The following is a 25259-nucleotide window of genomic DNA, read 5'->3' as shown; positions in this document are numbered from 1 at the left end:
ATCTTTGCAAATAACTTGATATGAAGCGTTATCATACCAATCTATAAAAGTGTATATAAAGGATAAATCAATGACGTGTATAAAAGTTGATAACAGCAATTTTAAAAATGAAGTTCTCGCCTCTTCCACACCTGTTGTAGTTGATTTTTGGGCAGAGTGGTGTGGTCCTTGCAAAATGATCGCTCCAATTTTAGACGAGATTTCAACAGAAATGCAAAATCAAGTCAAAATTGCTAAAGTAAATATAGATGAAAATCCCGAACTGGCTACTCAATATGGAGTTCGCTCTATTCCTACCTTGTTAATGTTTAAAGGTGGAAATGTCTCATCGAATATGGTTGGGGCAACGTCTAAAGGACGTCTTTCTGAATGGATTAAAGAAGGACTTCATTAAGTTTACATATAATCATTTTACTAAAAAGAAGAGAGATTTTTTCTCTTCTTTTTGTTTATTTTTTTAAGAACAATACCTTTACGAAGTTTATTCAGTGCGTATTTGATAATCTTTAAAAGTTGCAAATTTTATTTTCGGTGCTCTGTCAGCTTCATAATTCAATGAAAAATGGTTTTCTGCTAAAAAAACTGGATCACCTTCTAGGTCATAGGCAATTGCCGAACGGTGATTTGTGAGAAATTTCTGCATCTCATCTTTACTTTCTGCTGAAATCCAACGGCATATATTAAAGCGTGCTGGTTCAAAATTTACCGGCAAACCATATTCTATTTTAAGTCGTTCTTTTAAAACATCAATTTGCAAAGCGCCAATCACACCAATGAGAGAAGGAGAACCATCATCAGGAATAAATAATTGTACGACTCCTTCTTCAGCCATTTGTTGCAAAGCTTCTTTCAATTTTTTTGCTTTCATCGGATCGCCTAAACAAACACGACGCAAAATTTCTGGTGCAAAATTAGGAACTCCCTTAAAAAGAATATTGTCTCCTTCTGTCAAGGTATCACCAATACGCAACGTTCCATGATTAGGAATCCCTACAATATCACCAGCATAAGCTTGATCTGCAATTTGACGCGAACGTGCAAAGAAAAATTGTGGTGCTGAAAGTGTTATCGATTTTCCTGTCCGTACCAACTTTGTCTTCATACCACGTTCAAGCGTCCCTGAGCATACCCGAAAAAACGCAATACGATCACGATGATTGGGATCCATATTCGCTTGAATTTTAAATACAAATCCCGTCATTTGAGGCTCCATAGCTTTTACAGTGCGTTGATCTGCAGCCTGATCACGCGGACTTGGACCGAAAGTGACCAATGCATCGATCAAATCACGCACACCAAAATTTCGTAAAGCCGAACCAAAATAAACTGGTGTCATATGCCCTTCTTGGAAAGCTTGAAGATTAAAACTCTTGCAAGCATTTCGCGCAAGTTCTACACCTTCAATAAAAGACAAACGCTGATGATCAGGAAGTAAATTTGTAATCTCATCGGGTCCAGAAACGACTTGTTGTGTTATCTCATCATCTTTTTTGCGAAACCGATTATAATGAAGATCAAATGTTCCAATAAAATCTTTCCCTGTACCAATTGGCCAAGTTATTGGTGCAGTATCAAGAGCCAGCTTTTCTTCAATTTCATCTAACAGTTCTATAGGATCACGCGCCTCACGATCCATTTTGTTGACAAAAGTGACAATAGGAATATCGCGCATCCTACACACTTCAAAGAGTTTTAAGGTTCTAGGTTCAATTCCGCGCGCCCCATCTAAAACCATGATAGCACTATCAACAGCCGTAAGAGTACGATATGTATCGTCGGCAAAATCTTCATGACCTGGAGTGTCTAACAGATTAAAGATATGTTCTGCATATTCAAACGTCATCACTGATGTTACAACCGAAATACCGCGGTCTCGCTCAATATTCATCCAATCAGAACGAGTTTGAATACGATCTTTTTTTGCTTTTACCTCACCAGCAAGTTGAATAGCTCCCCCGAATAATAAAAGCTTTTCTGTAAGCGTTGTCTTTCCTGCATCAGGATGCGCAATGATTGCAAATGTTCTTCGCCGTTTTACTTCTTGCACTCTTTGTTCCATTATTCCCCCACAGGCCGTGCAAGTGCTTCAGCAATGAGCCCACGCATTTCATCAATTCCATAAAGTGCTATAAATGAACCCCATCGTGGTCCTCGTTCCTGTCCCAAAAGAACTTCATAGAGCATTTGAAAAAAGGCATTTGAAACACCTGGCCCCCCTTCAGGGCTTTTTTTGCTATGATCTTGATAACATTCTATTGAACGCGCAATATCAAGAAGTGCATTTTGAATTATGTTGCCATCAACAGTTTCAGGCAAACTGGCTAATTTTGCATCAATTCGTTGTAATGTTATCCGCTCACTGTCATCTGGCATACGAAACTTTTTGTTCGGTTTAACGAAAATATCAAAATATTTAAGAGCAAATTGTACCAATTGATCAAGTTCTGGATAAGTTTGTGCATTCGCACCTTTAGCATAGCGAGAAATAAACCCCCAAAGGACTTCTTTATTCTCCGCATTGGAAGCACTTACCAAATTTAGAAGCAGAGCAAAAGGTACGGGTAAATCCACTTGCGGAGGATTACCATTATGGATATGCCATACAGGATTGCTAAGCCGCTCTTTCCATTCCTGACGACCATAAGCTGAAAGATGCGCATAATATTCATCAACAGCTTTAGGGATTACATCAAAATAAAGCCTTTTTGCTGTTTTTGGCTTTGCAAACATATAAAGCCCTAAACTCTCTGTTGGAGCATATGCTAACCACTCATCAATGGTTAAGCCATTTCCTTTAGATTTAGAAATTTTCTGACCCTTTTCATCCAAAAAAAGCTCATAATTAAATCCTTCTGGTGGCTTTCCACCAAGCACTTTACAAATTTTAGAAGAAAGGTTTGTGGAATCAATCAGATCTTTTCCCGCCATTTCATAATCAACACTAAGCGCTGTCCAACGCATTGCCCAATCCACTTTCCACTGACATTTAACTTTTCCCCCTGTCACCTCCGTTTCAATGGTTTCTCCTGTTTCTGGCTCAATATAGGTGACCGTACCTTTTTCAACATTACGTGCAACCATTGGCACCTGTAATACTTTTCCAGAAAAGGGAGAAATAGGCAAAAAGAGTGAATAAGTAGCCCGTCTTTCTTCACCCAACGTTGGTAAAATAATAGACATCACTTTATCATAACAAGCAAGTATTCTTAAAAGAGTTTCATCAAAACGACCAGAGTTGTAATAATCTGTAGCACTAGCAAATTCATAGTCAAAACCAAAACGATCAAGAAACGCCCGTAAACGCGCGTTATTTGCAGCTCCAAAGGAAGGATACACATCTCCAAAAGGATCTGGTATGCGGCTGAGAGGTTGACCAAGATAACTTTCCATTTTTTCTCGATCAGGTACATTCTCTGGGACTTTACGTAAACCATCCATATCATCAGAAAAACAAAGTAGTTTTGTTTTCACTTTATTGTCCGTGAGAATATGAAATGCATGACGTACCATTGTTGTACGTGCAACTTCGCCAAAAGTTCCAATATGCGGTAAACCAGATGGTCCATAACCGGTTTCAAACAAAATGCTCTCTGGATAACCCGTTTTTTCATACCGTTTAATAATTTTACGTGCTTCTTCAAAGGGCCAAGTTTTTGATTGAACAGCCGCATCACTCAATTCAGGACTAAGGCTAAGGGCATCACATTGATTACGCATCATCATTTCTATCCTAAAAAATTAAACTTTAACGGTATGGTGTATGGTTCTTGAGTTTATTCGTCAATAAAAGCAAGCGAAAAGTTGCATAATCCTATTATACCTTTGTCAAGATATAGCCATACACTTTCGCTTGAGAAAAGTTTTATCTTGATATAAATGAAAAATCTTGGAATATTATGAACCAAAATTTATTTATGTTCATGATTGAAGCCTCATGATTATTGTCCTGAGCCTTTCTTATATAAACAAAATGCTAATTTTCTAGCATTGAACTGGTGATAAATAAAAATAAACCTATAAAAACCTCATTCAACATTAAGTATAAGGGCTTTTCTCTATATTAAATCTGTCACAGCACATTTTTTATTTTTGATAATTTTTATGACGCATTGCTAATGTGCGTAAGCGTAGTGCATTTAACTTAATGAAACCTGTTGCATCTTGTTGATCATAAGCGCCCTGATCATCCTCAAAAGTTACTAATTGACTGGAATAAAGTGACTTTTTACTTTCACGTCCTTCAACAATTACGTTTCCTTTATAGAGCTTTAATGTAACTTCACCTTCAACATGTTCTTGAGAAAAATCAATAGCCGCCTGCAACATCTTACGCTCTGGTGAAAACCAAAAGCCATTATAAATGAGCTCTGCGTAACGTGGCATCAATTCATCCTTCAAATGTGCTGCACCACGATCCAATGTTAGAGATTCCATCGCTCTATGAGCAGCTAAAAGAATAGTTCCACCTGGTGTTTCATAAATACCCCGCGACTTCATCCCCACAAAACGATTTTCTACTAAATCTAACCGACCAATACCGTTATCATGCCCATAATTATTGAGTTTAGAAAGTAAAGTGGCTGGAGATAAATCTTCCCCATTTAATGAAATAGCATCCCCTTTTTTAAAACCAATAGTTATAATAGTTACTTTATCTGGAGCTGTTTCTGGCGAAAGAGTCCGTAGATGCACATATTCAGGAGCAGGAGTAGCTGGATCTTCTAAAACTTTTCCTTCCGATGACGAATGTAATAAATTTGCATCCACTGAAAAAGGTATTTCGCCCTGCTTATCCCTTGTTATTGGAATTTTATGTAAGTGTGCAAATTCGATGAGATCTGTTCGACTCTTCAAATCCCAATCACGCCATGGTGCAATAATCTTAATATTAGGATTAAGAGCATAAGCAGAAAGCTCAAAACGTATTTGATCATTACCCTTTCCTGTTGCCCCATGCGCAATAGAATCTGCTCCTGTTTCTTTAGCAATTTCAATTAAACGTTTTGCAATAAGCGGACGGGCAATGGAGGTGCCTAAAAGATAGCTTCCTTCATAAACTGCATTAGCTCGAAACATCGGAAAAACAAAATTACGCACAAACTCTTCACGTAAATCTTCAATATAGATTTCTTTAACACCCAACATTTCAGCTTTATGACGCACAAATGCTAATTCTTCCCCTTGTCCTAAATCTGCTGTAAAAGTTACAACTTCAACACCTAACGTATTTTGTAACCATTTGAGAATAATCGACGTATCTAATCCCCCTGAATAAGCCAAAACAACTTTTTTAATCTTTTGCCACTTTTTCATTTTAAAATCCCATTATGTTTATTTTATTTGAATTTAAAGATTAAAAATTATGTAAATAAACTCCTTTTAAATAACATTTTAAAGATGCAAAAAGATACAATAAAGTGTAGAAAAGCACATTTTGTGAGAGGTTTAAATGTCACTTTTTCCTGAATGGCCTATTTTAATACAATTTTCTGTAGCATCATTGGTCTTAGCGCTTATTCCAGGACCTGATATGATGCTTTCTGTAGGGCGAACTATTACGCAAAGCAAAAAAGCTGGGATTATGTGCGCTTTAGGAAGTGCAACAGGTTTTGCTATTCAGGTTATTGCTGTAGCACTTGGTTTATCAGCTCTTATCTTCGCTTCACCACATAGTTTTGCTCTTCTTAAAATTGCCGGCGCTTGTTATCTTTTATGGTTTGCCTTCCAAGCATTATATAAACGCTCAACATTTTCCTTTGAAGAAGCATCATTAAAATACCAAAGCTCTAAACGTAATTATTTGGCTGGTATTGGAATTAATCTTTTAAATCCTAAAGTTATACTTTTTAATGTAACTTTTTTGCCGCAATTTATTAATGCAAATGATCCTATGGCAACACAAAAGCTACTTATTTTAGGATTTTCTTATATCCCTATTTCTCTTCCTATTACAATTTCTATTGTTTTTATGGCCCATAAAATTTTTAAAAATCTCAAGAAGAACCCTTTTTATCTACGCTTTCTTGACTGGCTTATAGCAGGTACATTTACGAGTTTCGCCTTCCATCTGCTTATCGCTGAAAATTAAGCCTATTCATTTCCAACTGTATTTTCAAACCGCAAACGCTCTGATTTACGCAAGCGCTCTGAAACTGATTTAAGCTGCCCACATGCCGCTAAAATATCGCGTCCACGTGGTACGCGAATAGGAGAAGCATAACCGGCTTGATTTATCACATCAGCAAAACGCTCAATTTGTTCCCAATCAGAGCATTGATAATTACTTCCTGGCCATGGATTAAAAGGTATCAAATTGATTTTCGCTGGAATCCCTTTTAGTAATTGAACCAATCGTTTCGCATCTTCCAAACTATCATTGATATCTTTTAACATCACATATTCAAATGTAATTCGCTTGGCATTAGAAAGACCAGGATAATTACGGCAGGCATCCATTAATAAAGCAAGTGGATATTTTTTATTGATTGGAACAAGTATATCCCGTAGCGTATCATGCACTGCATGGAGTGAAATCGCCAACATAACACCAATTTCTTCTCCAGTTTTGATAATTCCAGGAACAATTCCACTGGTTGAAAGCGTAATCCGACGTTTTGATAAAGACAATCCATCCCCATCAGAAGCAATTAATAAAGCTTTTTTAACTGCTTCAAAATTATAAAGTGGTTCTCCCATTCCCATCATTACGATATTGGTAATTTTACGTCCTTCAACAGGAATAATTGCCCCATCAGGCGTATTTTTGTCAGGAAAATCACCCAAACAATCACGCGCTACCAACAACTGTGCTAAAATTTCTTCTGCAGTTAGATTACGAACAAGAACCTGCGTTCCTGTATGGCAAAAAGAACAAGTTAATGTACATCCTACCTGTGATGAAAGACATAGAGTTCCTCGCCCTTCTTCTGGGATATAAACCGTTTCAATTTCAACAGGTCTCCCCGCTCCACGTGCTGGAAAACGTAAAAGCCATTTACGTGTACCATCTTTTGATATTTGTTCTCTCACAATTTCCGGACGCGCAATCGAAAAATGGCTTTTTAGCATTTCTTGCATTGGTTTAGAAATATTGAGCATTTCGTTAAAATTTGAAACACCACGGACATAAAGCCAATGCCAAAGCTGACGTACACGCATACGTATTTGACGCTCTGGTATACCAACTGTTCTTAAAGCTTGCATCATTTCATCTTGCGATAAACCAATTAAAGAAGGTTTAGCACTCTCCTTCACGAAAAGACTATTTGTCTCCCGTGGCGAACATGAACCAACTGGTCTAAGATCATATGAAACGGCCATCGCTTTCCAATTTATATTTTAGAGTTACAAAAACCTTAATGGCATTTCTCTGCAGCATTTAATGCGGCCGTGACCCCCCTTAAGGAATAAGTATAAGTTGTATGTGTCCCCCGTTTTGAAAACGCTTTCACTGTCATTTTTAATCCAGCACGCATAGCCGAAACAAGCTGCTTTTCTAGAGCAGATGATGCCAACCAAGCTGACGAACCTTTCGTGAAAAAATCAAAATCCTTATTTTCAATTGTCACGGTGACTCTTGATCCTTCTTTAAGTGGATAACCAGCCATGAATTGTGGTTCAAACGAAGTAGGTGAATGGGAGCGCTTGGTAACTAAAAAGAAATTATCACCATGCTTAACCGTCGTTGGAAGAGACTGTATAGGTACTGATAATACATAGCAAATCGTATTTTGAGGCGCTTTATAAGAATAAGCTCCCCATGCCTCAAACTGATTTAAGCGGCTTGGTACTTGTGCACTCTCTGCTCCGGTGGTAGCCAAAAACATTACAGATGCAGCAATAACAGTCTTTTCAAAAATTTTCATTAGTCTCTTAACCCATTTCTTTTACAAGATTATCTTTATAAAAAAGCACAACAAAACGCCTTAATATTCTAATATTGTCGTTCTTATTTTTTTAACAAATGATATATCTTCGCGCTCACCAAGATAGATTGTTATCTTTCAATTGTGCCCTTTCAGTTATTACTAAAACATAAATTTTTTTATTTAATAACCAGATTTTAAAAACAATTGTTTCACTTTATGCTATTTATGACATTCTTTATATAAAAACTTATCTCTTTAAGCAATTAAACTCCATCCCCGATCATAAACATATCATCACTCTGTTAAGATGCAAATGGTACTCTCTTAATCGCTAACAATGTATTGAAAAATTTTCTATATAAAAAATATTTTAGATTTCATAGCTCATCAAATATCGTATTGTGTTAATAAAAAGAACAAAATACTCTCTCCTTGATTGATTATAACCTGTCCATACTCTGCATTCAATAGTGCCTAGACACCATATTTTTATAATCTAAAAATTATGTTGCAAAAAATGACTAAATAGACTCAATATGTTTATGATAGAATAGCTAAGGCTTTCCTCATCTGCAAAAAACTTCAATATATTGATACTTTTTTAAGTTCATAAATTTAAATATTATCATGAGTGTCTCATACAAAAAAATAATAAAAATCAAAAGTTTCATCTATTTTTGACTCTTAAAAACGAAAATCCTTTTGGAAGCAATTTTTTAACATTGTATAATATAATCTGAAATTTTAAGCTCTTTCAGCCAAATGATATCATTTTTCATCGCTTCTTTATGGTATGTTATCCGCAATCTAGGTCATATCTTCTTTTAAGCTGCATTTGATGATGCGTTTTGGATTAATAAAGCATAAAGTGTATTAGCATCATAGGTATTACGCAATTTTTGAACAACATCAGAATGGCGTAAAACACGCGCAATCTGCGATAAAGCTTTCAAGTGATCTGCACCAGCATTCTCAGGTGCTAAAAGAAGAAATACAAGATCTATAGGTTCATCATCAAGAGCTTCAAAATCAATAGGATTTTCAAGACGCGCAAAGATACCAATAATCCGATGGATATCAGATAATTTTCCATGCGGAATCGCAATTCCACTACCTAAACCTGTTGACCCTAACTTTTCACGTTGTAAAATAACCTCAAAAATTACATTTTCATTAAGGCCTGTAAGATCTGCAGCTTTTTCAGCTAAAATTTGCAAAACTTGTTTTTTCGAATTCGCCTTAAGAGCCGGAATAATTGCTTCCGGTGTAATTAACTCACTCAAATTCATACTTTAATTTTCCTTTTACATGCTAATGCTTACTCATACAAACGCATAAATTGGTATGAATATTTAAAATTCTGTTTGTTTCTTGCATCATTATTGCATGTGATTTTACTGTTCAATTTATAATGGATAGCTCGCTTCATATCACTATTAGCACAACAATAAATAGGTTTTCGCTCCTCCCTTAACAGCATAGGAAAAAAGAAATAAAATTATCCATAAAATGCATTTTCCTATAATATGAAAAGTGATTACTTATTTATAAATTTATCATTCTCTTTTTATAAAAGCTTGTGTACAATTCTTTATCACATCTTCCTCTTTCTGTTAAAAACCAGTTCTCATAAAATATGAAACGCACAGATCAACAGAACTCCACTTTTATGGTTATTGTTTAGCCTAAATAATGCTTGAGGATAATGATCTCAACACGCTTTAAGTCGTTTCAATAATTTTTTTTTAAGAAATACACAGATATACATTTATATCCTTAACCATACACATATTGTAAATGTACAACAAAAAACACAAATTCTCTCGTAATCACTCTAACCCATAGAATTATTATCAAAATATCTTAGATAGATTACTTACACAGCGTCTAATTCGACAAAGAAAAATCTTTTTCAAGAGCTATACATCTTTCAGCAACATTACATTTATTGCTAAGCTCGTTCATCATTCACTATAAGCTAATCTAGCGATATCTCTTCTGTGCTATCATCAAAAAATTAAATTAATGAAATAATGAATCTCTGTCATTTATGACATCTTTTTATCACTCAGAAAAATACTCTTTTAAATGATAGTCATAAGCGTAGTTTTGGTACAAATAAGGAGCTTTTCAAGAACATAGGACCAATCCAAACATTATAGAAGTCTTTGACTTATAAATTAATTCATCTCCTTTTTTCAAAAAAGTGCATGTTATTTGTTTATTATAAGTTCTTCATGATATTATTATGATTTCTGCAACACAAAAAAAATTATTCTTAGTTTAGCATAAAAAGATATGGCAATAAAATTTCATTTTCTTATATGCCATACATTCATTGAGTTATAGTTTATGTATATAGCTTCAGGCATATATAGATTTGATTGAAATGCAAACTTATAACACGCATAAAATTAAAGAGAAAATTGATTTCCTAAATAAATTCTACGCACATCAGGATTATTAATAATGTCGTTAGGACAACCGTGCACTAACACTTTTCCTGCGTGAATAATATATGCACGATCAATAAGCCCCAATGTCTCACGCACATTATGATCAGTGATCAAAACACCAATTCCGCGCTGTGTTAAATAACGAATAAGCTGCTGAATATCAAAAATAGCGATAGGATCAATTCCTGCAAAGGGTTCATCAAGTAACATAAAATTGGGACGAGAAGCTAAAGCACGCGCAATTTCAAGCCGCCGACGTTCACCTCCTGATAAAGCGAGAGCAGACATTTTGCGTAAATGATCAATTTTAAATTCATGTAAAAGGGCGTCCAGCTCTTCGCGCCTTTTCAGATGGTCTTTTTCAACCACCTCCAAAACAGCTTTAATATTGTTTTCTACAGAAAGACCACGAAAAATTGATGCTTCTTGTGGAAGGTAACCAATACCTAAACGAGAACGTCGGTACATTGGCAAATGTGTAATGTCAAATCCATCAACTCGAATGCTCCCTCCGTCAGACTTAACAAGCCCTGTTACCATATAAAAACATGTTGTTTTTCCCGCTCCATTAGGACCTAAAATACCAACAGCTTCTCCGGTGCGAACACCAAAAGAAACACCATTAACAACCTGTCTTCCTCGATAAACTTTCACCAAATGGCTAGCAACTAAGGTTCCCTTTAAGCGCTTTCTTAAAGTCTCATTTGCAAGATCATGTCTGTCAGTCTGTTTTTCTCTTTTGATTCCAAACATGAAATCTTAATGGCTACTCTTTTGACTTTGTTTAAAAATGATAGAAACACGGCCCTTTTTATCAGTCCTCTCACAACCTTCTAGAAAAGCCTTTCCACTTTTCATATCTGCCGTCAATTTACATCCCTTTGCCACATTATCACCATCAATTAAAACAACATTATTCCCTGTCAAGCTTAGTATTTTTGATTTTCCATCAAAAACACCTTTATCACCTGTAGCAATTTGTGTGGCAACTTTTATATAAACTTTTCCTAAAGCTTCCATTTTTTTTATACCTGTAGAACCAAATAAGACAGATGATGTTGTCTTCAGATCTTTTTGATCCTCATCTGCTACTTTACGAGCTTTATCATAGTAAACAACCAATTTTGCTGTTCGCAAAAGACGTTTACCTTGAATTACTGAAACATCACCATTGAAAAGCGCTATTCCTTCTTTATCATGTATCTCTAAAGAATCTGCATAAAACTCCACTGGCTCCTTCCCGCTTGAGAGATTTATTCCAAAATGCGTCACTTCAGCATATCCAAGAGCTACTTCAAACCCTAATATTCCTAAGCTCAACGCTAAAGTCATACCTATCCACTTTTTGTATGATCTTTGCGACTTCATTTCATCATTCTTAATTGTTTCCATATATACATATTTTTCGTAAAAATTACTCAAGATTCGTCTTTATCTTCTTTCATTTGTTATCAATCACCAAATGTACTCCACCATGAAAATACATTTTTTCTCCCTTTTCTCGAATTTGCAAAGCATTGGCCGCAAGGTACAAGCCAGCATGCTGAATATTAACAGGCTGATTCGTACTTAATTGTCCTTTAGATAAATCAATATTTGCTGCCATAAATTGTGCTGTCATTCCGTCATTTGTTGTAATTTTAAATGGTTTATCCAACTGCAAAGAACCATTTATATTATTATAAATACCTCCTCGTGCATCAAGAAGGACTCGTCTTTGTTTGCCTATAAGTGCCTCAGCTGTAATGTTTTGTAGTCCAATCACTCCAGCATGTGTACGATCTTGAAATGCTTTTTCCGCTTTGAGCCAATAAGGATTATGAGAACGTGTGTACCCTTCTAATTTTGGATGAAGCATTGTCAATTTCGTTCCCCCCTCTTCTTCATTTTTCAAGATTAGGGAATCGGAAGTACTTGGTATAAAGAAAAATGTAAACCAGCAAAAAACAAGCGCTAAAATCAATGCGCAAAGAGGTAAAAAAATTTTCAATATACTAATACAACGCGAATGACGAGAAGCTTTTTTAAAAACATCCCCAAAGGAAGAATTTGTTAAAAAAAATTTATGATGGCTATGTATGGACATATTATCCTAATCTTTTAAAGATTCTATATTTTTTACTTTTATAAACCCTATAGGATGTATTTTCAAATTTTGCTTCTTGCAATTTGTTTTTTCTTGGTTTTATTTTGCTTTCACGCATTTATGTATATAATATGTACGTATGAAATCATACTATAAAAGTCTTTTTTTGTGAAAGCGAGGATATTTTGGTTAAATCAGAGCTTGTGCAAATTATTGCACGTCATAATCCGCATCTTTTTCAACGTGATGTAGAAAATATTGTTAATGCTATTTTTGAAGAAATTTCAGCAGCACTTGCTAATGGAAATCGTGTTGAACTTCGCGGTTTTGGAGCTTTTTCTGTAAAAAGCCGTTCAGCTCGTAACGGTCGTAATCCACGAACAGGTGAAGCCGTTGCTGTTGAAGAAAAATGGATTCCTTTTTTCAAAACTGGTAAAGATTTGCGTGATCGGCTTAATCAATGAGGAAATTTTATGGCACTTAAACGTATTCTTTTTGCAATTATTTTGGTATTTCCTACAGCATTTTTGATTGCCTTTATCATTGCTAATCGTCAAATGGTTACATTGACACTTGATCCTTTTCAAACAAAATCTGAACATTTTACTTATCAAGCCCCTTTCTTTATATGGCTTTTCATTTTTTTAGGACTTGGTATTTTATTGGGAAGCGTAATTCATTGGCTCACATACCATAAATGCAAAAAAGCACTTAAAAAAAGCAAAGCAGAACTCGAAAAATTAAAAATGTCGATTGCTAATATGACATAAGAGCACTTTCGCCAAAGCTTTCTTTCATTTTTAAAATACAGGAATTAAAGTTATTCTTTTTTATACATGCTTTAGTATACTTTACTCTTTTGCAGAAATTAAAAAAATCTTTTAATATAAAACTTTCAAATACCTGTATAGTAGCAACAGATATGCCCGCACAATGTTTTCAATCATACCACAATAATATCTCCCCAAAAGAGAAGTTACCTCTTATTTTAGAAACAAATGCGAGTACCGATTATGCTCTTATTGATTCTGGCCATGGACGCAAATTAGAACGTTATGGCGCCTATCGTATTATTCGTCCAGAAGGTCAAGCATTATGGAAACCTACCTTATCACAAAAACAGTGGGCTGATGTTGATGCTCTTTTCACAGGAAACCGTGATGAAGAAGGTGTTGGCCGTTGGCACTTTCCCAAGAAAAAGCTTAGTGAGACGTGGCCTCTTTCTTGGAACGGATTATCTTTTCTAGGACGTTTTACTTCTTTTCGTCATGTAGGTGTTTTTCCTGAACAAGATGCCCATTGGCGCTTTATGGAAGAACATATTCTTAACGCCTCACGCCCTATCAAATTGCTCAATCTTTTTGGTTATACGGGTATTGCATCTTTGATCGGCGCGCGCGCAGGAGCGAATGTGACACATGTTGATGCTTCTAAAAAAGCTATCGCCTGGGCAAAAGCCAACCAAGAAAGAGCAGGGTTACCAGATCACTCTATTCGTTGGATCTGCGATGATGCTGTAAAATTCGTCGAACGCGAACTACGCCGTAAAAAAAACTATGATATGATTCTCCTTGATCCCCCTGCTTATGGACGTGGACCTCATGGTGAAATTTGGCAACTGTTTGATCATTTACCAAATATGATTACAAACTGTCGTAAACTTCTCTCTAACAAACCACTTGCTGTTGTGCTCACAGCTTATTCTATTCGTGCGTCTTTTTATGTACTTCACACTTTAATGCGTGATACATTCATAAATCTTGGTGGAACAATCGAATCAGGAGAACTGATTTTGCGTGAAGAATCTGCTAAACGGGCCCTTTCTACTTCTCTTTTCAGCCGTTGGATTGCTTAAATTATGTGTGTATCCCAAACCGCTAAAGTTAAAGAAATTACTTCCCTTAGTAATCCTATCATCAAAAGTCTTAAAGCACTTAGCCAAAAGAAAAACCGTAATCGAGAAGGGCTTTTCATGGCAGAAGGATTAAAACTGGTGATTGATGCTCTCAATCTCGGATGGACAATCCAAACACTTATTTTTTCTAAGAGCAAAATTGGAAATGCCGCTACAGAAAATGCTGCTGCATATACAATAGCACATGGTGGTTTTGTTATTAAAGCCTCACAAAAAGTTATGGAATCACTTACTCGCCGCGATAATCCACAAACAGTTGTTGGGATTTTTAAACAACAATGGCAATCACTGAAAACGATAAAAGAACAAGAAAAAGACGTTTATATCGCTCTTGATCGTGTGCGTGATCCAGGGAATCTCGGTACTATCATTCGTACTGCTGATGCAGTAGGTGCTAAAGGTGTTATTTTAATTGGTGAAACAACAGATCCTTTTTCACCTGAAACAGTTCGCGCTACAATGGGATCAATTTTTTCTATACCTCTTTATCACTGTGATGAAAATACCTTTTTAAACTGGTCAAAAAACTTTAAAGCTATGATTGTTGGTACGCATCTTAAAGGATCTAAAGACTATCGTAAAATTGATTTTAAAAACGGTCCCATTGTACTTTTAATGGGAAATGAAAAACAAGGTTTATCAGAAATTCTTGCAAATCGTTGTGATAAACTCGCGCGGATTCCACAAACTGGACGGGCCGATTCACTCAACTTGGCGGTTGCAACAGCTATCATGCTTTATGAAATCCGCCGTCCTTATTTAACATTAGAACCATGCAAGGATAGAACATGATACGAAAATCACTGCTTCTTTTTCTTTTGGGTTTAACTCTTACAATAGGGATAGATCAAGCCGTTAAATATTGGGTTATAAACAATATACCTTTAGAAACAGAAATCCCTCTCTTTTCTTTTCTTTCCCTCTACCATGTGCGTAATTCTGGTATTGCATTTTCATTTCTTTCTTCCTTTTCACATTGGGGCCTTATTACTATCACGCTCATTATTATTGTTTCTCTTTTATGGTTAAAGAAAAATACGGAATATAATAAGTTTTTAAAACAATTTGGTCTTACCTTTATCATTGGTGGAGCAATTGGTAATCTTATTGATCGTATTCGTTTCCATCACGTTATTGATTACATACTCTTTCATATTGGTGATATCTTTTATTTTGCTATTTTTAATCTTGCGGATAGCTTCATCACTCTTGGTGTTATTGCTCTTCTTCTTGAAGAAATTCGTCTCTGGATAAAAGAAAAGCACCACTCCAACCATACCTTGTCTCGATAGAATCTGTTTACTTCTAAAAAAATTGCGCTTCATACAGCATATTTATGTGACATAGTACCTTTATTCTTAATTTTGCAGAGCATTTTTATTACTCTTCGTGCGATTTATTAAATTCTCTTTTCTCCTTTTAACAAGCCAAATAAAACTTCTATAGGTTTAATTAATACTTTTTACTTTCTTGTTTTAGTATCACTTTTTTGATGAATACTGCTCTTATTAAGTAACAATTTGATATTATTACATGTCATTTTTCAAAATTTTTCGCTTTTTATGAAAAAATATTCAATAATAAATGAAAATGCTTCTTGAAAAAACGTGATGCTTACACAGCTTTTATCTTACGCAGGACATTTTAAAAAACTAAATATTTTTGCTTTAAAGGGACCTTTTCCTTACAAATTTGTAAGGTTTTCTTGTCATAGAAGTCTCTTGTAATTTTTTTATAAATCTCCATAATAAAGGGAGGTATGCTGGAATTCCGCCAGCTATGCTCGGAGTTGTTTGTATTTGCTTTTGTAAAGCTTATACAAGGCTTTTGTTATAATGGCAGAAGTTATTAACCCCCAACATCTGACGGAACATATGCTAAAGGAATTTAATTATGGCTGATTTTAAAAATTTACGTTCGGCGTCTGTCTCTCATGCCGATGCATCTATTGATCAAGGATTGCGTAGTTATATGCTAGGCGTCTATAATACAATGGCTGTTGGTTTACTTATTACAGCCGTTGCTGCTTATGCAGTTGTATCATTAGCAACAACAACAGATATGAGCCAAGCAGCCGCTCGAATCAATAGTAGTGTTTACTTAACCTCATTCGGAGTGACATTCTACACATCGCCACTCTCTTATATTGTTATGTTTGCACCACTTGTAGCGGTCTTATTCCTCAGTTTTAAAATCAATACATTGACTACAAGTGCAGCGCGAAGCCTTTTCTTTGGTTATGCTGCTCTCGTGGGGCTTTCATTGTCTTCAATTATCTTACGGTATACTACAGAAAGTGTTGTACAAACTTTTGTTATTACCGCAGCAGCTTTTGGTTCTCTTTCACTTTATGGTTATACAACAAAGCGCGATCTCACAGCGATGGGATCTTTCTTTTTTATAGGTTTAATTGGTTTGATGCTTTCCATGATTGTTAACATCTTTCTTGGATCAAGTGCCTTACAATTTGCTATCTCTGTAATTGGTGTTTTTATTTTTGCTGGTTTAACAGCTTATGATACGCAAAACATTAAACTGATGTATTATGAAAATGATGGATATGATACCAAAGGACGCAAAGTTATTATGGGTGCGTTGAGCCTTTATCTTGATTTTATCAATATGTTTGTTTTCTTGCTACAATTTCTTGGCTCAAATCGTGATTGATTGTAATATCAGCGCTTTATAAAAAACCTTGTTTCTCTTAAGAAGCAGGGTTTTTTTATTCTTTGGTGCAAGCGCCTCCTCCTCTTCCCCTTTAGCATAGTATATGCACAAAATGATAAAGAAACCTTTTCAGAAAAAATTTCCTGCTTTTGCTACCTTTGTTCAAAAAAAGCTTCATAACCCTCTTTTAAAGGCAGTTCGTAACTATTCTGATTATCAATCAAATATAATCAATAACAATGATCGTTACGATCTTACCATTGCTTCCTATAATGTACATAAATGCGTAGGTATTGATAAAGTTTTTAATCCGGCACGAATTGTACGTGTGATTATGGAATTACAAGTTGATATTCTCGCTCTTCAAGAAGCAGATAAACGTTTTGGTGAACGCATTGGTTTAATTGATCTTAATATGTTAAAAGCTGAAACAGGCCTCATTCCTGTGCCTCTGAATACTATGTCACCTTACGGTCATGGTTGGCATGGCAACGCTCTCTTTTTGCGAAAAGGGAATATACGCGATATTCTACAAGTTACTCTTCCTGGTATTGAACCGCGTGGTGCTGTAATTGTAGAATTGGAAATGGAATCAGGTCCTCTTCGTATTATTGCAGCTCATTTTGGTTTATTACGTCATTCTCGTAATCAGCAAACAAAAATGCTTCTTGCGCTTTTGCAAAAGTATTCTCTCATGCCCACACTCCTTATTGGCGATTTTAATGAATGGCGAATAGGAAAAGGCTCATCTCTCAACCATTTTGCCCCTTATTTTGATAGCACACTTGGAACTGTACCAAGCTTTCCTTCTCGTTTTCCTTTTTTAGCTCTTGACAGAATTTTTGCTTTTCCTCATCAATTGATAAAAAATATTGAAAATCATCGTTCACCGCTTGCGCGTATTGCTTCAGATCATTTACCTATCAAAGCTTATCTTGATCTTTCCAATGCAATAACACTTCTTAAAGACCAAATAATTGAAAAAAGCTAATGCGCCTCTTCCCAATTTTTTGCAGTCATAACTTTTACTTCAAGTGGTACAGATAAAGAAAGAACTGGCATTGTCGCATTTTCCATAATGTTTTTGACAACAGCCATGGTTTTATCTCCCTCCTCTTCTGGTACCTCAAAAATGAGTTCATCATGCACTTGTAACAACATTTTTGCTGACAGTTTTTCTTTTTGCAAAGCATCTTCCATTTGAATCATAGCGCGGCGAATAATATCTGCTGCTGATCCCTGAATTGGAGCGTTGATAGCAGCACGCTCATTAAAGGAACGAATTTGTATATTTGCTGCTTTTATTTCTGGATAATGGATACGACGTCCAAAAATTGTCTCTACATAACTATTTTGACGTGCAAAGATCTTCGTCTTTTCCATATAATCTTTAATCCCCGGAAATCTTTCAAAATAAAGTTGAATATAACGACTTGCTTCCTGACGTGACAAGCCCAATTGATTGGCTAATCCAAAAGCGGAAATACCGTAAATAATACCAAAATTAATCGCTTTCGCACGCCGTCGTATATCTGATGGCATCCCTTCTATCGCTACTCCAAACATTTGTGATGCTGTCATAGCATGAATATCTTGCCCCTTAGCAAAAGCTTCTTTTAATGCTTTAATATCGGCAATATGTGCAAGAACACGTAATTCAATCTGACTATAATCAGCTGATAAGAGAATATGTCCTTTTGGAGCTATAAAAGCTGTTCGAATTTTACGCCCCTCAGTGGTTCTTATTGGAATATTTTGCAAATTGGGATCTGATGATGATAACCGTCCTGTTGAAGTTATTGCTAAAGAATAATTTGTGTGAACACGCCCTGTTTTTGGTGAAATATAAGAAGGTAAAGCATCTGCATAAGTAGATTTTAATTTTGTAAGTTGACGCCAATCAATAACTTTACGCGGTAAAATATGACCTTCAACCGCTAACTCTTCTAAAGTTTGTGCAGAAGTTGACCACTGTCCACCCTTGGTCTTTGCACCTCCAGGTAATCCCATTTTACTAAAAAGGATATCACCTAATTGTTTTGGTGAAGCAATATTAAATTTTTCATCAGCAAGTTGATAAATTTCCTCTTCTAAAATCGAAGCAGCTTGTGCCAATTCTCCTGAAAGACGCGTTAAAATTTGTCGATCAACGAGAATTCCGCGTTCTTCCATTCTTGCTAAAACATCTATCAATGGTCGATCAAGACGCTCATAAATTTTTGTCATTCCCTGCGCTACAAGTTGCGGTTTTAAAACCTGCCAAAGGCGGAGCGTTATATCAGCATCCTCCGCAGCATAATAGGTTGCTTGTTTCAAATCCACTTGAACAAAAGAAGAAATCTTCTTTCCGTTATATGTTAAATCTTTATAAGCAATCGGTTTGTGCCCAAGCCAACGCTCAGACAAATCATCCATATTATGTGTTAAAGCTCCAGCATCTAAAGCATATGATAAAAGCATGGTGTCATCAAACGAGCGCATCACAATGCCATATTGCTTCATCACCAACCAATCATATTTTATATTCTGCCCAATTTTTAATATTGCTTGATTTTCTAATAGTGGCTTTAAAAGTTCTAAAGCCTTTTGCTTCTCAATCTGTGAGGCAATACGTCCCCCTCCCAAAAGATCATCTCCTCCTTCAATATGTTCAAGCGGTACATAAGCTGCCTTTCCTGGCTGTAATGCTATTGAAAAACCAACAAGCTTTGCCTGTAGTGGATCAAGAGAGGTTGTTTCAGTATCAAAAGCAAAAAAACCTTGCTCTTGTGCTTGTAATAACCATTCTTTCAAAATTATCTCGTCAAGAATGGTTGTATAAGCATCCCTTGTAATTTTTTGGATAAAAGCTTGATCTTTACGCTTTTGTGCCAAAGCTTGTGGAGAATTTTCAGAAAAATCATGCGACAATACTTTTTCAATTTTTTTAGTATCAGGGCCATGAACATAGATAGATTCTTCCCATTCGACATTTATATCAAGTGCATCAATTGCTGTTGCATCACATGCTGTTGCTTCTGCCACACGACGTGTCAATGTCGAAAACTCCATTGCCTTTAGAAAAGCAATTAAGCGTGGACCATCTTGTGATTCCAAAATAAAATCATCTAAATGATCATCTACTGGTACATCCGTTTTAAGTTGAACAAGTTTGCGAGAAATTTTTACCTGTTCACTGTAAGCTTGAATATTTTCACGTCTCTTTGTTTGTTTCACTTCTGTTACATGCTGTAATAAAAGGTCAAGAGAGCCAAATTGATTGAGCAATTGCGCTGCAGTTTTTGGACCAATACCTGGAATACCTGGTACATTATCTGTTGTATCTCCAATCAAAGCTTGTAAATCAATCATTTTTTCAGGTGTCACGCCCCATTTTTCTATTACTTCAGAAATGCCTATATGTTTATCTTTCATTCCATCATATAAGGACACATGCGTATTCACCAATTGCATCAGATCTTTATCAGAAGAGATAATTGTTGTTTTTGCCCCAACTTTTGTTGCCAATTGTGCATAAGTTGCAATTAAATCATCTGCTTCAAATCCTTCCTTTTCTATACAAGGCAAATTAAAAGCCTTTGTTGCTTGGCGTATGAGAGAAAATTGAGGTATAAGATCTTCAGGAGGAGTTGCACGATTAGCTTTATATTGTGGATAAATTTTTTTTCGAAATGTATCCGATGAATAATCAAAAATAACGGCAAAATGTGTTGGAACAACGCCTGTAGCTGTATTGCGTGCATCACAGAGCAATTTCCACAACATATTACAAAAGCCCGCTACAGCTCCTACAGGGAGTCCATCCCTTTTACGTTTTAAAGATGGTAAAGCATAATAAGCACGAAAAATATATCCTGATCCATCAACCAAAAAAAGGTGATCTGTTGCTTTCATGACAGTTTAATTTCTCCATTTCAGTCAAAAAATAACTTACTTTTACATATTTTTTTATTTTTATTTTTAAATTTATAAAAATGCCTCTAAAAAGCCATTTTTTCTTTTCATAATACATAAAGTCGTTGCACTTTGTAGTTAGTACCTAGAGCTTTTCTTTGCTGTTACAGGATATAATAGCTTTCATTTTGCTCCTCCTATGATAGCTAAGGTACTATGTAACGACAGGGTCGTTGTGGTGTTCCCCTCCCCACAACGACCATTTTTTTTTGTAAGAAACTCACGATAAATTGCAAAATAATCTTTTAAAGAGTAATGCGTAAATTATTGCGGCACTTTGAAGTGATTCCACAAAGCTTTTTCGCCCATTTTATTGATAAAATCGTCATGCATATTTTTTTCTTGCATAGTTAATCTTGAAGGAAGTATTTGTGGGCGCTGTTTAATTGCATAAAGAGCATCTTTACCATTTTGCATACCTCCATCAATGTTATCATTATTGTTAAAAACTAATACGCCCTGCTTTCCACCAATAAGCTCGATATAAACATCAGCAAGAATCTCTGCATCCAGCAAAGCACCATGAAGAACACGGTGACTATTATCAATTCCAAAACGCTTACATAAAACATCAAGAGAATTAGGACCCATAGGAAATTTACGACGTGCCATAGCTAATGTATCAAGAATATTATCAACACTGATAAGCGGCTTATTTACTCGTCCTAACTCTGCATTAAGAAAACCAATATCAAAACTTGCATTATGGGCAACCATTGTTGCACCATTGATAAATTCTAAAAACGCATCAACAATCTCACTAAAGCTTTTCTCATTTTTTAAGCGTTCATTGGTTAATCCATGAATTGCTACAACTTCATCAGGAATCACAACACCTTGTGGATTCAAATAAACATGAAATCGGCGTCCTGTAAGATAACGATTTACCATCTCCACACAACCGATTTCAATTATACGGTCTTTTTCTTTATCTAAACCTGTTGTTTCTGTATCAAAAATAATCTCACGCATAATTTTAATTCTTTAGCAAACTTTTTATCACATTTAAAACTTGCTGACGTGTATTCTCTAAATCTTTTCCTGTATCAATAATAAAGTCAGCACGCTTTCGTTTTTTTTCATCAGATATTTGCCGAGCATTAATAAAATTAAATTTTTCTTCATTCATATCTTTGCGAATCATTGCACGGTCTTTTTGTATGTCCAATGGAGCAGAAACAACAACAACATAATCTACACGACTTTCACTTTTTGTTTCAAAAAGAAGTGGAATATCAAGAACAACTAATTTTTCCCCCTTTTGACGTGCTATATTGATAAATTCTTTTTCTTCTTCTTGCACCAAAGGATGAATCATTTCTTCTAATATTCGTAACTTTTTATTATCATTGATTAAAATTTCAGAAAGTTTTGAACGATTAACCTTACCATCTTCAACAACACTTGGAAAAATGCGTTCTATAAAAGATAAAGTTGGTTCGCTATTATAGAGTTTGTGTACCACTTCATCAGCGTTAAAAACGCAAATTCCCGCTTGTTTAAAAAAATGAGCGACTGTTGATTTCCCCATAGCGATTGATCCGGTCAGCCCTATGATTTTCATTCTCTCTTTTCACCCATATCCTCTAAAATCGTTGTTCTTAACGCCTTTGTCACTTGTGGTCTTCTTCCAAACCATTGCTCAAATCCAAAAACAGCTTGATGTAAAAGCATACCAAGGCCATCAACAGTCCTTAAGCCATGCATTTTTGCTTGTTGTAAAAAAGGTGTTATCAAAGGTGTATAAACAATATCTGTTACCAATGCTGTTGTCTTTGCTTTAGAAAAATCGCAAAAGAAAGAATCACTTTTCTCCTTATAGGAATTTGTTATACCTATAGAAGTTGTATTAACAATCAAATCAGCCTTATGAAGTATTTCACCAGCGTAATGCCAATCATGTACTTCAACAGGTTTTCCAAAGTGTTCAGCTAAATTATCAGCACGTTTTTTTGTACGGTTAAGCAAAATAATGCGTTCAAACCCGCGTTTTTTTAAGGCATATAGGATAGCACGAGCAGCACCACCTGCACCAAAAACGAGTGCTGTTTCTCCTACCCAATCAGGCATAAAATCATCAAGGTTAGCACTAAAACCATAGGCATCAGTATTTGTAGCACAAAGTTTATTTCCTTCATACCATAGCGTATTAACGGCCCCAATCATTGTTGCTACTTCATCTTTATAATTTGCTAACTGAAAAGCTTCTTGTTTATGGGGTAAAGTGATATTTCCTCCACAAAAACCCCTTTCTTTTATAGATGTGAAAAAATCTCTAAATTTTTCAGATGTTATTTCCTGTGCAATATATTCGCCTTCTAAATCATATTGCTTCAGCCAAAAATTGTGTATTTTAGGTGATTTTGAATGATGAATAGGGCTGCCAACAACAAAGGCACGAGGAAAAATATTTTTTTTGTGCTTTATTATTGGATTAACCATCAATGACCCCTAAATGACGTAATTTTATTAATAAAGGTAATAAAGGTAAACCAATAATGGTAAAAAAATCTCCATCAATTTTTTCAAAAAGATGTATTCCTTCTCCTTCAATTTGATATACCCCGACACTATTAAAAACATCTTTTCCTACACGTGATAAATAACGCTTAATAAACTCAGATGAAAGAGGGCGTACAGTCATATGTGCGCTAAAAACTTCCGCCCAAATTTTTTGTCCATTTTGAAATAACGCCACAGCACTATGAAGAGAATGTGTCTTTCCAGACAAAGCGCACAAACGCTGATATGCCTCTTTGTTATTGGTCACTTTATGAAAAATTTTACCTTCTAAATCAAGGACTTGATCACAGCCAATCACAAAGTCATGTGGAAAACGATCAGAAACATTTTTTGCTTTTGCACTGGCAAGAAAACAACTGAGTTCTTTAGGTGTTTTTGTTTTTCCTGTTTTTTCTATTTCTCTCTCATCACAAGAAGCACCTTCAACTAAAAAATTCAAACCTGCTTTTTTTAATAACTGTGCACGATAAAAACTGAGAGATGCTAATATTAAATTACCCGCTACCATAAAGATTTTCTTTCATTTTTTTATCACGAAATTGTGATAAAAGTTTAAATATTACCGCAGCGGTTTCTTCTATAGAGCGCCTTGTGACATCAATAATAGGCCAATCAAAACGTTCACAAATGCGTTTTGCATAAGTTAACTCTTCCGCTATATTGGTGCGATTTATATAACTTTCAATGGAAAAACCCTCTCCAAAATCTCGATTCTGACGAATATGTGAAATTCGTTCTGCTGAAGCAATTAAACCAATGATTAAAGCATTTTTTGCTTCCAAAAGTGTTTCTGGTAAATCAATCCCCGGAATAAGAGGAACATTAGCCGCTTTGATTCCACGATTTGCTAAATATATACTTGTCGGTGTTTTAGAAGTTCTTGAAATTCCTACAAGAATTACATCTGCATTTGGTAAGCTATTAGGAGACTGTCCATCATCGTGTTCTATTGTAAAATCTAATGCTTCAATACGACGAAAATAATCTACATTAAGATCATGTTGTGCACTCGCACGTAAATTTATAGGCATTCCAAGGTAAGTTTGAAATGCATCTAAAACAGGATGTAGTATATCAATACAGGGAACTTTTATTTTTTCACATTTTTTTTTCAAAAGCAGTCTGATTTTTTTATCGATGGTCGTGTAAAGAACAATACCTGGTTCTTGTTCTATCTCATCAAGAGCTCTTTGTAATTGTGTTTCATTACGAATCATTGGGTAGATATGCTCTATTGCCTGAAACATCGTATATTGTGATGCTACTGCTCTTCCCACAGCAATTAATGTTTCTCCTGTTGCGTCAGAAAGCATATGTAAATGAAAGGATTTTTTTTTTATTGTCACAAAAATTTTAACTCCCTGTTAACAAATGTGTATATACTCTGCATTTTTCTTATAAAGTGAAATTCTTTAAAAATTCTCCATTATTATGCACAAATTAAACAATTGTGATCAATTTTTTTCTCTTATGAGAAAAGAACGGGGATAATGCTTCTAAAAGAATGTTATACTTTGTTTTTTTTCCTTCATTTTTGTGGATAAAATTGAGGATGAATAAAGTATAAAAAATAATCCACATTAAACACAGTTTTAAATAAGAAGAATCTTTCTCTTTTAAATTTATTTATTAAAAATCCTGAAAAATATAATTTTTTTGAATATTAATTTACAAACATTATAACTTAGACTCGTATTTTTTTATTCAATATGATATGTTACATAAGTTCTTTAAAAGATTATAAATAATTCTTATTTAAAACCTGTTTTATAAATGATTTTAATTTGTAT

At 35.1% G+C, this 25259-nt stretch carries 24 protein-coding genes; 9 read left to right on the top strand and 15 right to left on the bottom strand.

Annotation, left to right across the window (positions count from 1 at the left end):
- Nucleotides 1-70 precede the first annotated feature (70 nt).
- Entirely contained in the window at nt 71-394 is a 324-nt protein-coding gene (gene trxA / locus K3248_RS01555) for a thioredoxin (protein ID WP_220716612.1), read from the top strand.
- An 87-nt stretch (nt 395-481) separates the two neighbouring features.
- Here trxA and K3248_RS01550 read toward each other — a convergent pair whose 3' ends face one another.
- From K3248_RS01550 to K3248_RS01540, 3 genes are all read right to left on the bottom strand, one after another.
- Nucleotides 482-2059, bottom strand: coding sequence for a peptide chain release factor 3 (locus K3248_RS01550; protein WP_220716611.1), 1578 nt, complete (start codon nt 2057-2059; stop codon nt 482-484).
- Entirely contained in the window at nt 2059-3720 is a 1662-nt protein-coding gene (locus K3248_RS01545) for a lysine--tRNA ligase (protein ID WP_220716610.1), read from the bottom strand. The genes K3248_RS01550 and K3248_RS01545 overlap by 1 nt, the downstream gene beginning before the upstream one ends.
- Nucleotides 3721-4083: 363 nt before the next feature.
- Entirely contained in the window at nt 4084-5313 is a 1230-nt protein-coding gene (locus K3248_RS01540; RefSeq protein ID WP_220716609.1) for an argininosuccinate synthase, read from the bottom strand.
- A 136-nt stretch (nt 5314-5449) separates the two neighbouring features.
- Here K3248_RS01540 and K3248_RS01535 point away from each other — a divergent pair, with 136 nt between their 5' ends.
- Complete coding sequence (locus K3248_RS01535) at nt 5450-6088, top strand: LysE family translocator (RefSeq protein ID WP_220716608.1); 639 nt, start codon at nt 5450-5452, stop codon at nt 6086-6088.
- 2 nt (nt 6089-6090) lie between these two features.
- Here K3248_RS01535 and rlmN read toward each other — a convergent pair whose 3' ends face one another.
- The 6 genes from rlmN to lptC form a co-directional block, all read right to left on the bottom strand.
- Nucleotides 6091-7320 carry a dual-specificity RNA methyltransferase RlmN gene (rlmN, locus tag K3248_RS01530; protein ID WP_220716607.1) on the bottom strand — a complete coding sequence of 410 codons (1230 nt, stop codon included), beginning with the start codon at nt 7318-7320 and terminating at the stop codon, nt 6091-6093.
- A gap of 35 nt (nt 7321-7355) precedes the next feature.
- Nucleotides 7356-7865, bottom strand: coding sequence for an invasion associated locus B family protein (locus K3248_RS01525; RefSeq protein WP_220716606.1), 510 nt, complete (start codon nt 7863-7865; stop codon nt 7356-7358).
- Between the two features lie 827 nt (nt 7866-8692).
- Complete coding sequence (ptsN, locus tag K3248_RS01520) at nt 8693-9157, bottom strand: PTS IIA-like nitrogen regulatory protein PtsN (RefSeq protein ID WP_220716605.1); 465 nt, start codon at nt 9155-9157, stop codon at nt 8693-8695.
- Nucleotides 9158-10282: 1125 nt separating this feature from the next.
- On the bottom strand, nt 10283-11077 hold the full coding sequence (gene lptB, locus K3248_RS01515) for an LPS export ABC transporter ATP-binding protein (protein WP_220716604.1): 795 nt from the start codon (nt 11075-11077) through the stop codon (nt 10283-10285).
- A gap of 6 nt (nt 11078-11083) precedes the next feature.
- Nucleotides 11084-11692 (bottom strand): LptA/OstA family protein, encoded by a 609-nt coding sequence (locus tag K3248_RS01510; RefSeq protein WP_220716825.1) that lies wholly within the window; start codon nt 11690-11692, stop codon nt 11084-11086.
- Nucleotides 11693-11765: 73 nt separating this feature from the next.
- Entirely contained in the window at nt 11766-12410 is a 645-nt protein-coding gene (gene lptC / locus K3248_RS01505; RefSeq protein ID WP_220716603.1) for an LPS export ABC transporter periplasmic protein LptC, read from the bottom strand.
- A gap of 185 nt (nt 12411-12595) precedes the next feature.
- Between lptC and ihfB the strand changes: the two genes are divergently transcribed.
- The 7 genes from ihfB to K3248_RS01470 all read left to right on the top strand — a co-directional run bounded on the left by ihfB (nt 12596) and on the right by K3248_RS01470 (nt 17983).
- Nucleotides 12596-12874: an integration host factor subunit beta gene (gene ihfB, locus K3248_RS01500; protein ID WP_220716602.1), complete on the top strand. Its 279-nt coding sequence runs from the start codon at nt 12596-12598 to the stop codon at nt 12872-12874.
- Between the two features lie 9 nt (nt 12875-12883).
- Nucleotides 12884-13180: a lipopolysaccharide assembly protein LapA domain-containing protein gene (locus K3248_RS01495; protein ID WP_220716601.1), complete on the top strand. Its 297-nt coding sequence runs from the start codon at nt 12884-12886 to the stop codon at nt 13178-13180.
- 152 nt (nt 13181-13332) lie between these two features.
- Nucleotides 13333-14265, top strand: coding sequence for an RsmD family RNA methyltransferase (locus K3248_RS01490; RefSeq protein WP_220716600.1), 933 nt, complete (start codon nt 13333-13335; stop codon nt 14263-14265).
- 3 nt (nt 14266-14268) lie between these two features.
- On the top strand, nt 14269-15117 hold the full coding sequence (locus tag K3248_RS01485) for a TrmH family RNA methyltransferase (protein ID WP_220716599.1): 849 nt from the start codon (nt 14269-14271) through the stop codon (nt 15115-15117).
- Nucleotides 15114-15617: a signal peptidase II gene (gene lspA, locus K3248_RS01480; protein ID WP_220716598.1), complete on the top strand. Its 504-nt coding sequence runs from the start codon at nt 15114-15116 to the stop codon at nt 15615-15617. The genes K3248_RS01485 and lspA overlap by 4 nt, the downstream gene beginning before the upstream one ends.
- 601 nt (nt 15618-16218) lie before the next feature.
- On the top strand, nt 16219-16992 hold the full coding sequence (locus K3248_RS01475) for a Bax inhibitor-1/YccA family protein (protein WP_220716597.1): 774 nt from the start codon (nt 16219-16221) through the stop codon (nt 16990-16992).
- Nucleotides 16993-17104: 112 nt separating this feature from the next.
- Nucleotides 17105-17983: an endonuclease/exonuclease/phosphatase family protein gene (locus tag K3248_RS01470; RefSeq protein WP_220716596.1), complete on the top strand. Its 879-nt coding sequence runs from the start codon at nt 17105-17107 to the stop codon at nt 17981-17983.
- Here K3248_RS01470 and polA read toward each other — a convergent pair.
- From polA to K3248_RS01440, 6 genes are all read right to left on the bottom strand, one after another.
- Nucleotides 17980-20886, bottom strand: coding sequence for a DNA polymerase I (polA, locus tag K3248_RS01465; RefSeq protein WP_220716595.1), 2907 nt, complete (start codon nt 20884-20886; stop codon nt 17980-17982). The two genes, K3248_RS01470 and polA, sit on opposite strands and share 4 nt — an antisense overlap.
- Before the next feature lie 324 nt (nt 20887-21210).
- Complete coding sequence (dnaQ, locus tag K3248_RS01460; protein ID WP_220716594.1) at nt 21211-21918, bottom strand: DNA polymerase III subunit epsilon; 708 nt, start codon at nt 21916-21918, stop codon at nt 21211-21213.
- A gap of 4 nt (nt 21919-21922) precedes the next feature.
- Nucleotides 21923-22510 (bottom strand): dephospho-CoA kinase, encoded by a 588-nt coding sequence (coaE, locus tag K3248_RS01455; protein ID WP_220716593.1) that lies wholly within the window; start codon nt 22508-22510, stop codon nt 21923-21925.
- Nucleotides 22507-23388 carry a shikimate dehydrogenase gene (locus K3248_RS01450; protein WP_220716592.1) on the bottom strand — a complete coding sequence of 294 codons (882 nt, stop codon included), beginning with the start codon at nt 23386-23388 and terminating at the stop codon, nt 22507-22509. Before K3248_RS01450 ends, coaE begins: the two co-directional genes overlap by 4 nt.
- On the bottom strand, nt 23381-23977 hold the full coding sequence (locus tag K3248_RS01445; RefSeq protein WP_220716591.1) for a Maf family nucleotide pyrophosphatase: 597 nt from the start codon (nt 23975-23977) through the stop codon (nt 23381-23383). Before K3248_RS01445 ends, K3248_RS01450 begins: the two co-directional genes overlap by 8 nt.
- Nucleotides 23964-24815 (bottom strand): pyruvate, water dikinase regulatory protein, encoded by an 852-nt coding sequence (locus tag K3248_RS01440; protein WP_220716590.1) that lies wholly within the window; start codon nt 24813-24815, stop codon nt 23964-23966. Before K3248_RS01440 ends, K3248_RS01445 begins: the two co-directional genes overlap by 14 nt.
- Nucleotides 24816-25259 lie beyond the last annotated feature (444 nt).

The sequence above is a fragment of the Bartonella raoultii genome (assembly GCF_019659805.1).
Classification (GTDB): Bacteria; Pseudomonadota; Alphaproteobacteria; order Rhizobiales; family Rhizobiaceae; genus Bartonella; species Bartonella raoultii.
The sequence above is the reverse complement of the archived record's forward strand: the minus strand, read 5'-3'. Positions and strand labels throughout refer to the sequence as shown.

Excerpts from the sequence above, each read along its gene's own strand:
- trxA (WP_220716612.1), top strand. The coding sequence starts at position 71 with ATGACGTGTATAAAAGTTGATAACAGCAATTTTAAAAATGAAGTTCTC.
- K3248_RS01550 (WP_220716611.1), bottom strand. The coding sequence starts at position 2,059 with ATGGAACAAAGAGTGCAAGAAGTAAAACGGCGAAGAACATTTGCAATC.
- K3248_RS01545 (WP_220716610.1), bottom strand. The coding sequence starts at position 3,720 with ATGATGCGTAATCAATGTGATGCCCTTAGCCTTAGTCCTGAATTGAGT.
- K3248_RS01540 (WP_220716609.1), bottom strand. The coding sequence starts at position 5,313 with ATGAAAAAGTGGCAAAAGATTAAAAAAGTTGTTTTGGCTTATTCAGGG.
- K3248_RS01535 (WP_220716608.1), top strand. The coding sequence starts at position 5,450 with ATGTCACTTTTTCCTGAATGGCCTATTTTAATACAATTTTCTGTAGCA.
- rlmN (WP_220716607.1), bottom strand. The coding sequence starts at position 7,320 with ATGGCCGTTTCATATGATCTTAGACCAGTTGGTTCATGTTCGCCACGG.
- K3248_RS01525 (WP_220716606.1), bottom strand. The coding sequence starts at position 7,865 with ATGAAAATTTTTGAAAAGACTGTTATTGCTGCATCTGTAATGTTTTTG.
- ptsN (WP_220716605.1), bottom strand. The coding sequence starts at position 9,157 with ATGAATTTGAGTGAGTTAATTACACCGGAAGCAATTATTCCGGCTCTT.
- lptB (WP_220716604.1), bottom strand. The coding sequence starts at position 11,077 with ATGTTTGGAATCAAAAGAGAAAAACAGACTGACAGACATGATCTTGCA.
- K3248_RS01510 (WP_220716825.1), bottom strand. The coding sequence starts at position 11,692 with ATGAAGTCGCAAAGATCATACAAAAAGTGGATAGGTATGACTTTAGCG.
- lptC (WP_220716603.1), bottom strand. The coding sequence starts at position 12,410 with ATGTCCATACATAGCCATCATAAATTTTTTTTAACAAATTCTTCCTTT.
- K3248_RS01495 (WP_220716601.1), top strand. The coding sequence starts at position 12,884 with ATGGCACTTAAACGTATTCTTTTTGCAATTATTTTGGTATTTCCTACA.
- K3248_RS01490 (WP_220716600.1), top strand. The coding sequence starts at position 13,333 with ATGCCCGCACAATGTTTTCAATCATACCACAATAATATCTCCCCAAAA.
- K3248_RS01485 (WP_220716599.1), top strand. The coding sequence starts at position 14,269 with ATGTGTGTATCCCAAACCGCTAAAGTTAAAGAAATTACTTCCCTTAGT.
- lspA (WP_220716598.1), top strand. The coding sequence starts at position 15,114 with ATGATACGAAAATCACTGCTTCTTTTTCTTTTGGGTTTAACTCTTACA.
- K3248_RS01475 (WP_220716597.1), top strand. The coding sequence starts at position 16,219 with ATGGCTGATTTTAAAAATTTACGTTCGGCGTCTGTCTCTCATGCCGAT.
- K3248_RS01470 (WP_220716596.1), top strand. The coding sequence starts at position 17,105 with ATGATAAAGAAACCTTTTCAGAAAAAATTTCCTGCTTTTGCTACCTTT.
- polA (WP_220716595.1), bottom strand. The coding sequence starts at position 20,886 with ATGAAAGCAACAGATCACCTTTTTTTGGTTGATGGATCAGGATATATT.
- dnaQ (WP_220716594.1), bottom strand. The coding sequence starts at position 21,918 with ATGCGTGAGATTATTTTTGATACAGAAACAACAGGTTTAGATAAAGAA.
- coaE (WP_220716593.1), bottom strand. The coding sequence starts at position 22,510 with ATGAAAATCATAGGGCTGACCGGATCAATCGCTATGGGGAAATCAACA.
- K3248_RS01450 (WP_220716592.1), bottom strand. The coding sequence starts at position 23,388 with ATGGTTAATCCAATAATAAAGCACAAAAAAAATATTTTTCCTCGTGCC.
- K3248_RS01445 (WP_220716591.1), bottom strand. The coding sequence starts at position 23,977 with ATGGTAGCGGGTAATTTAATATTAGCATCTCTCAGTTTTTATCGTGCA.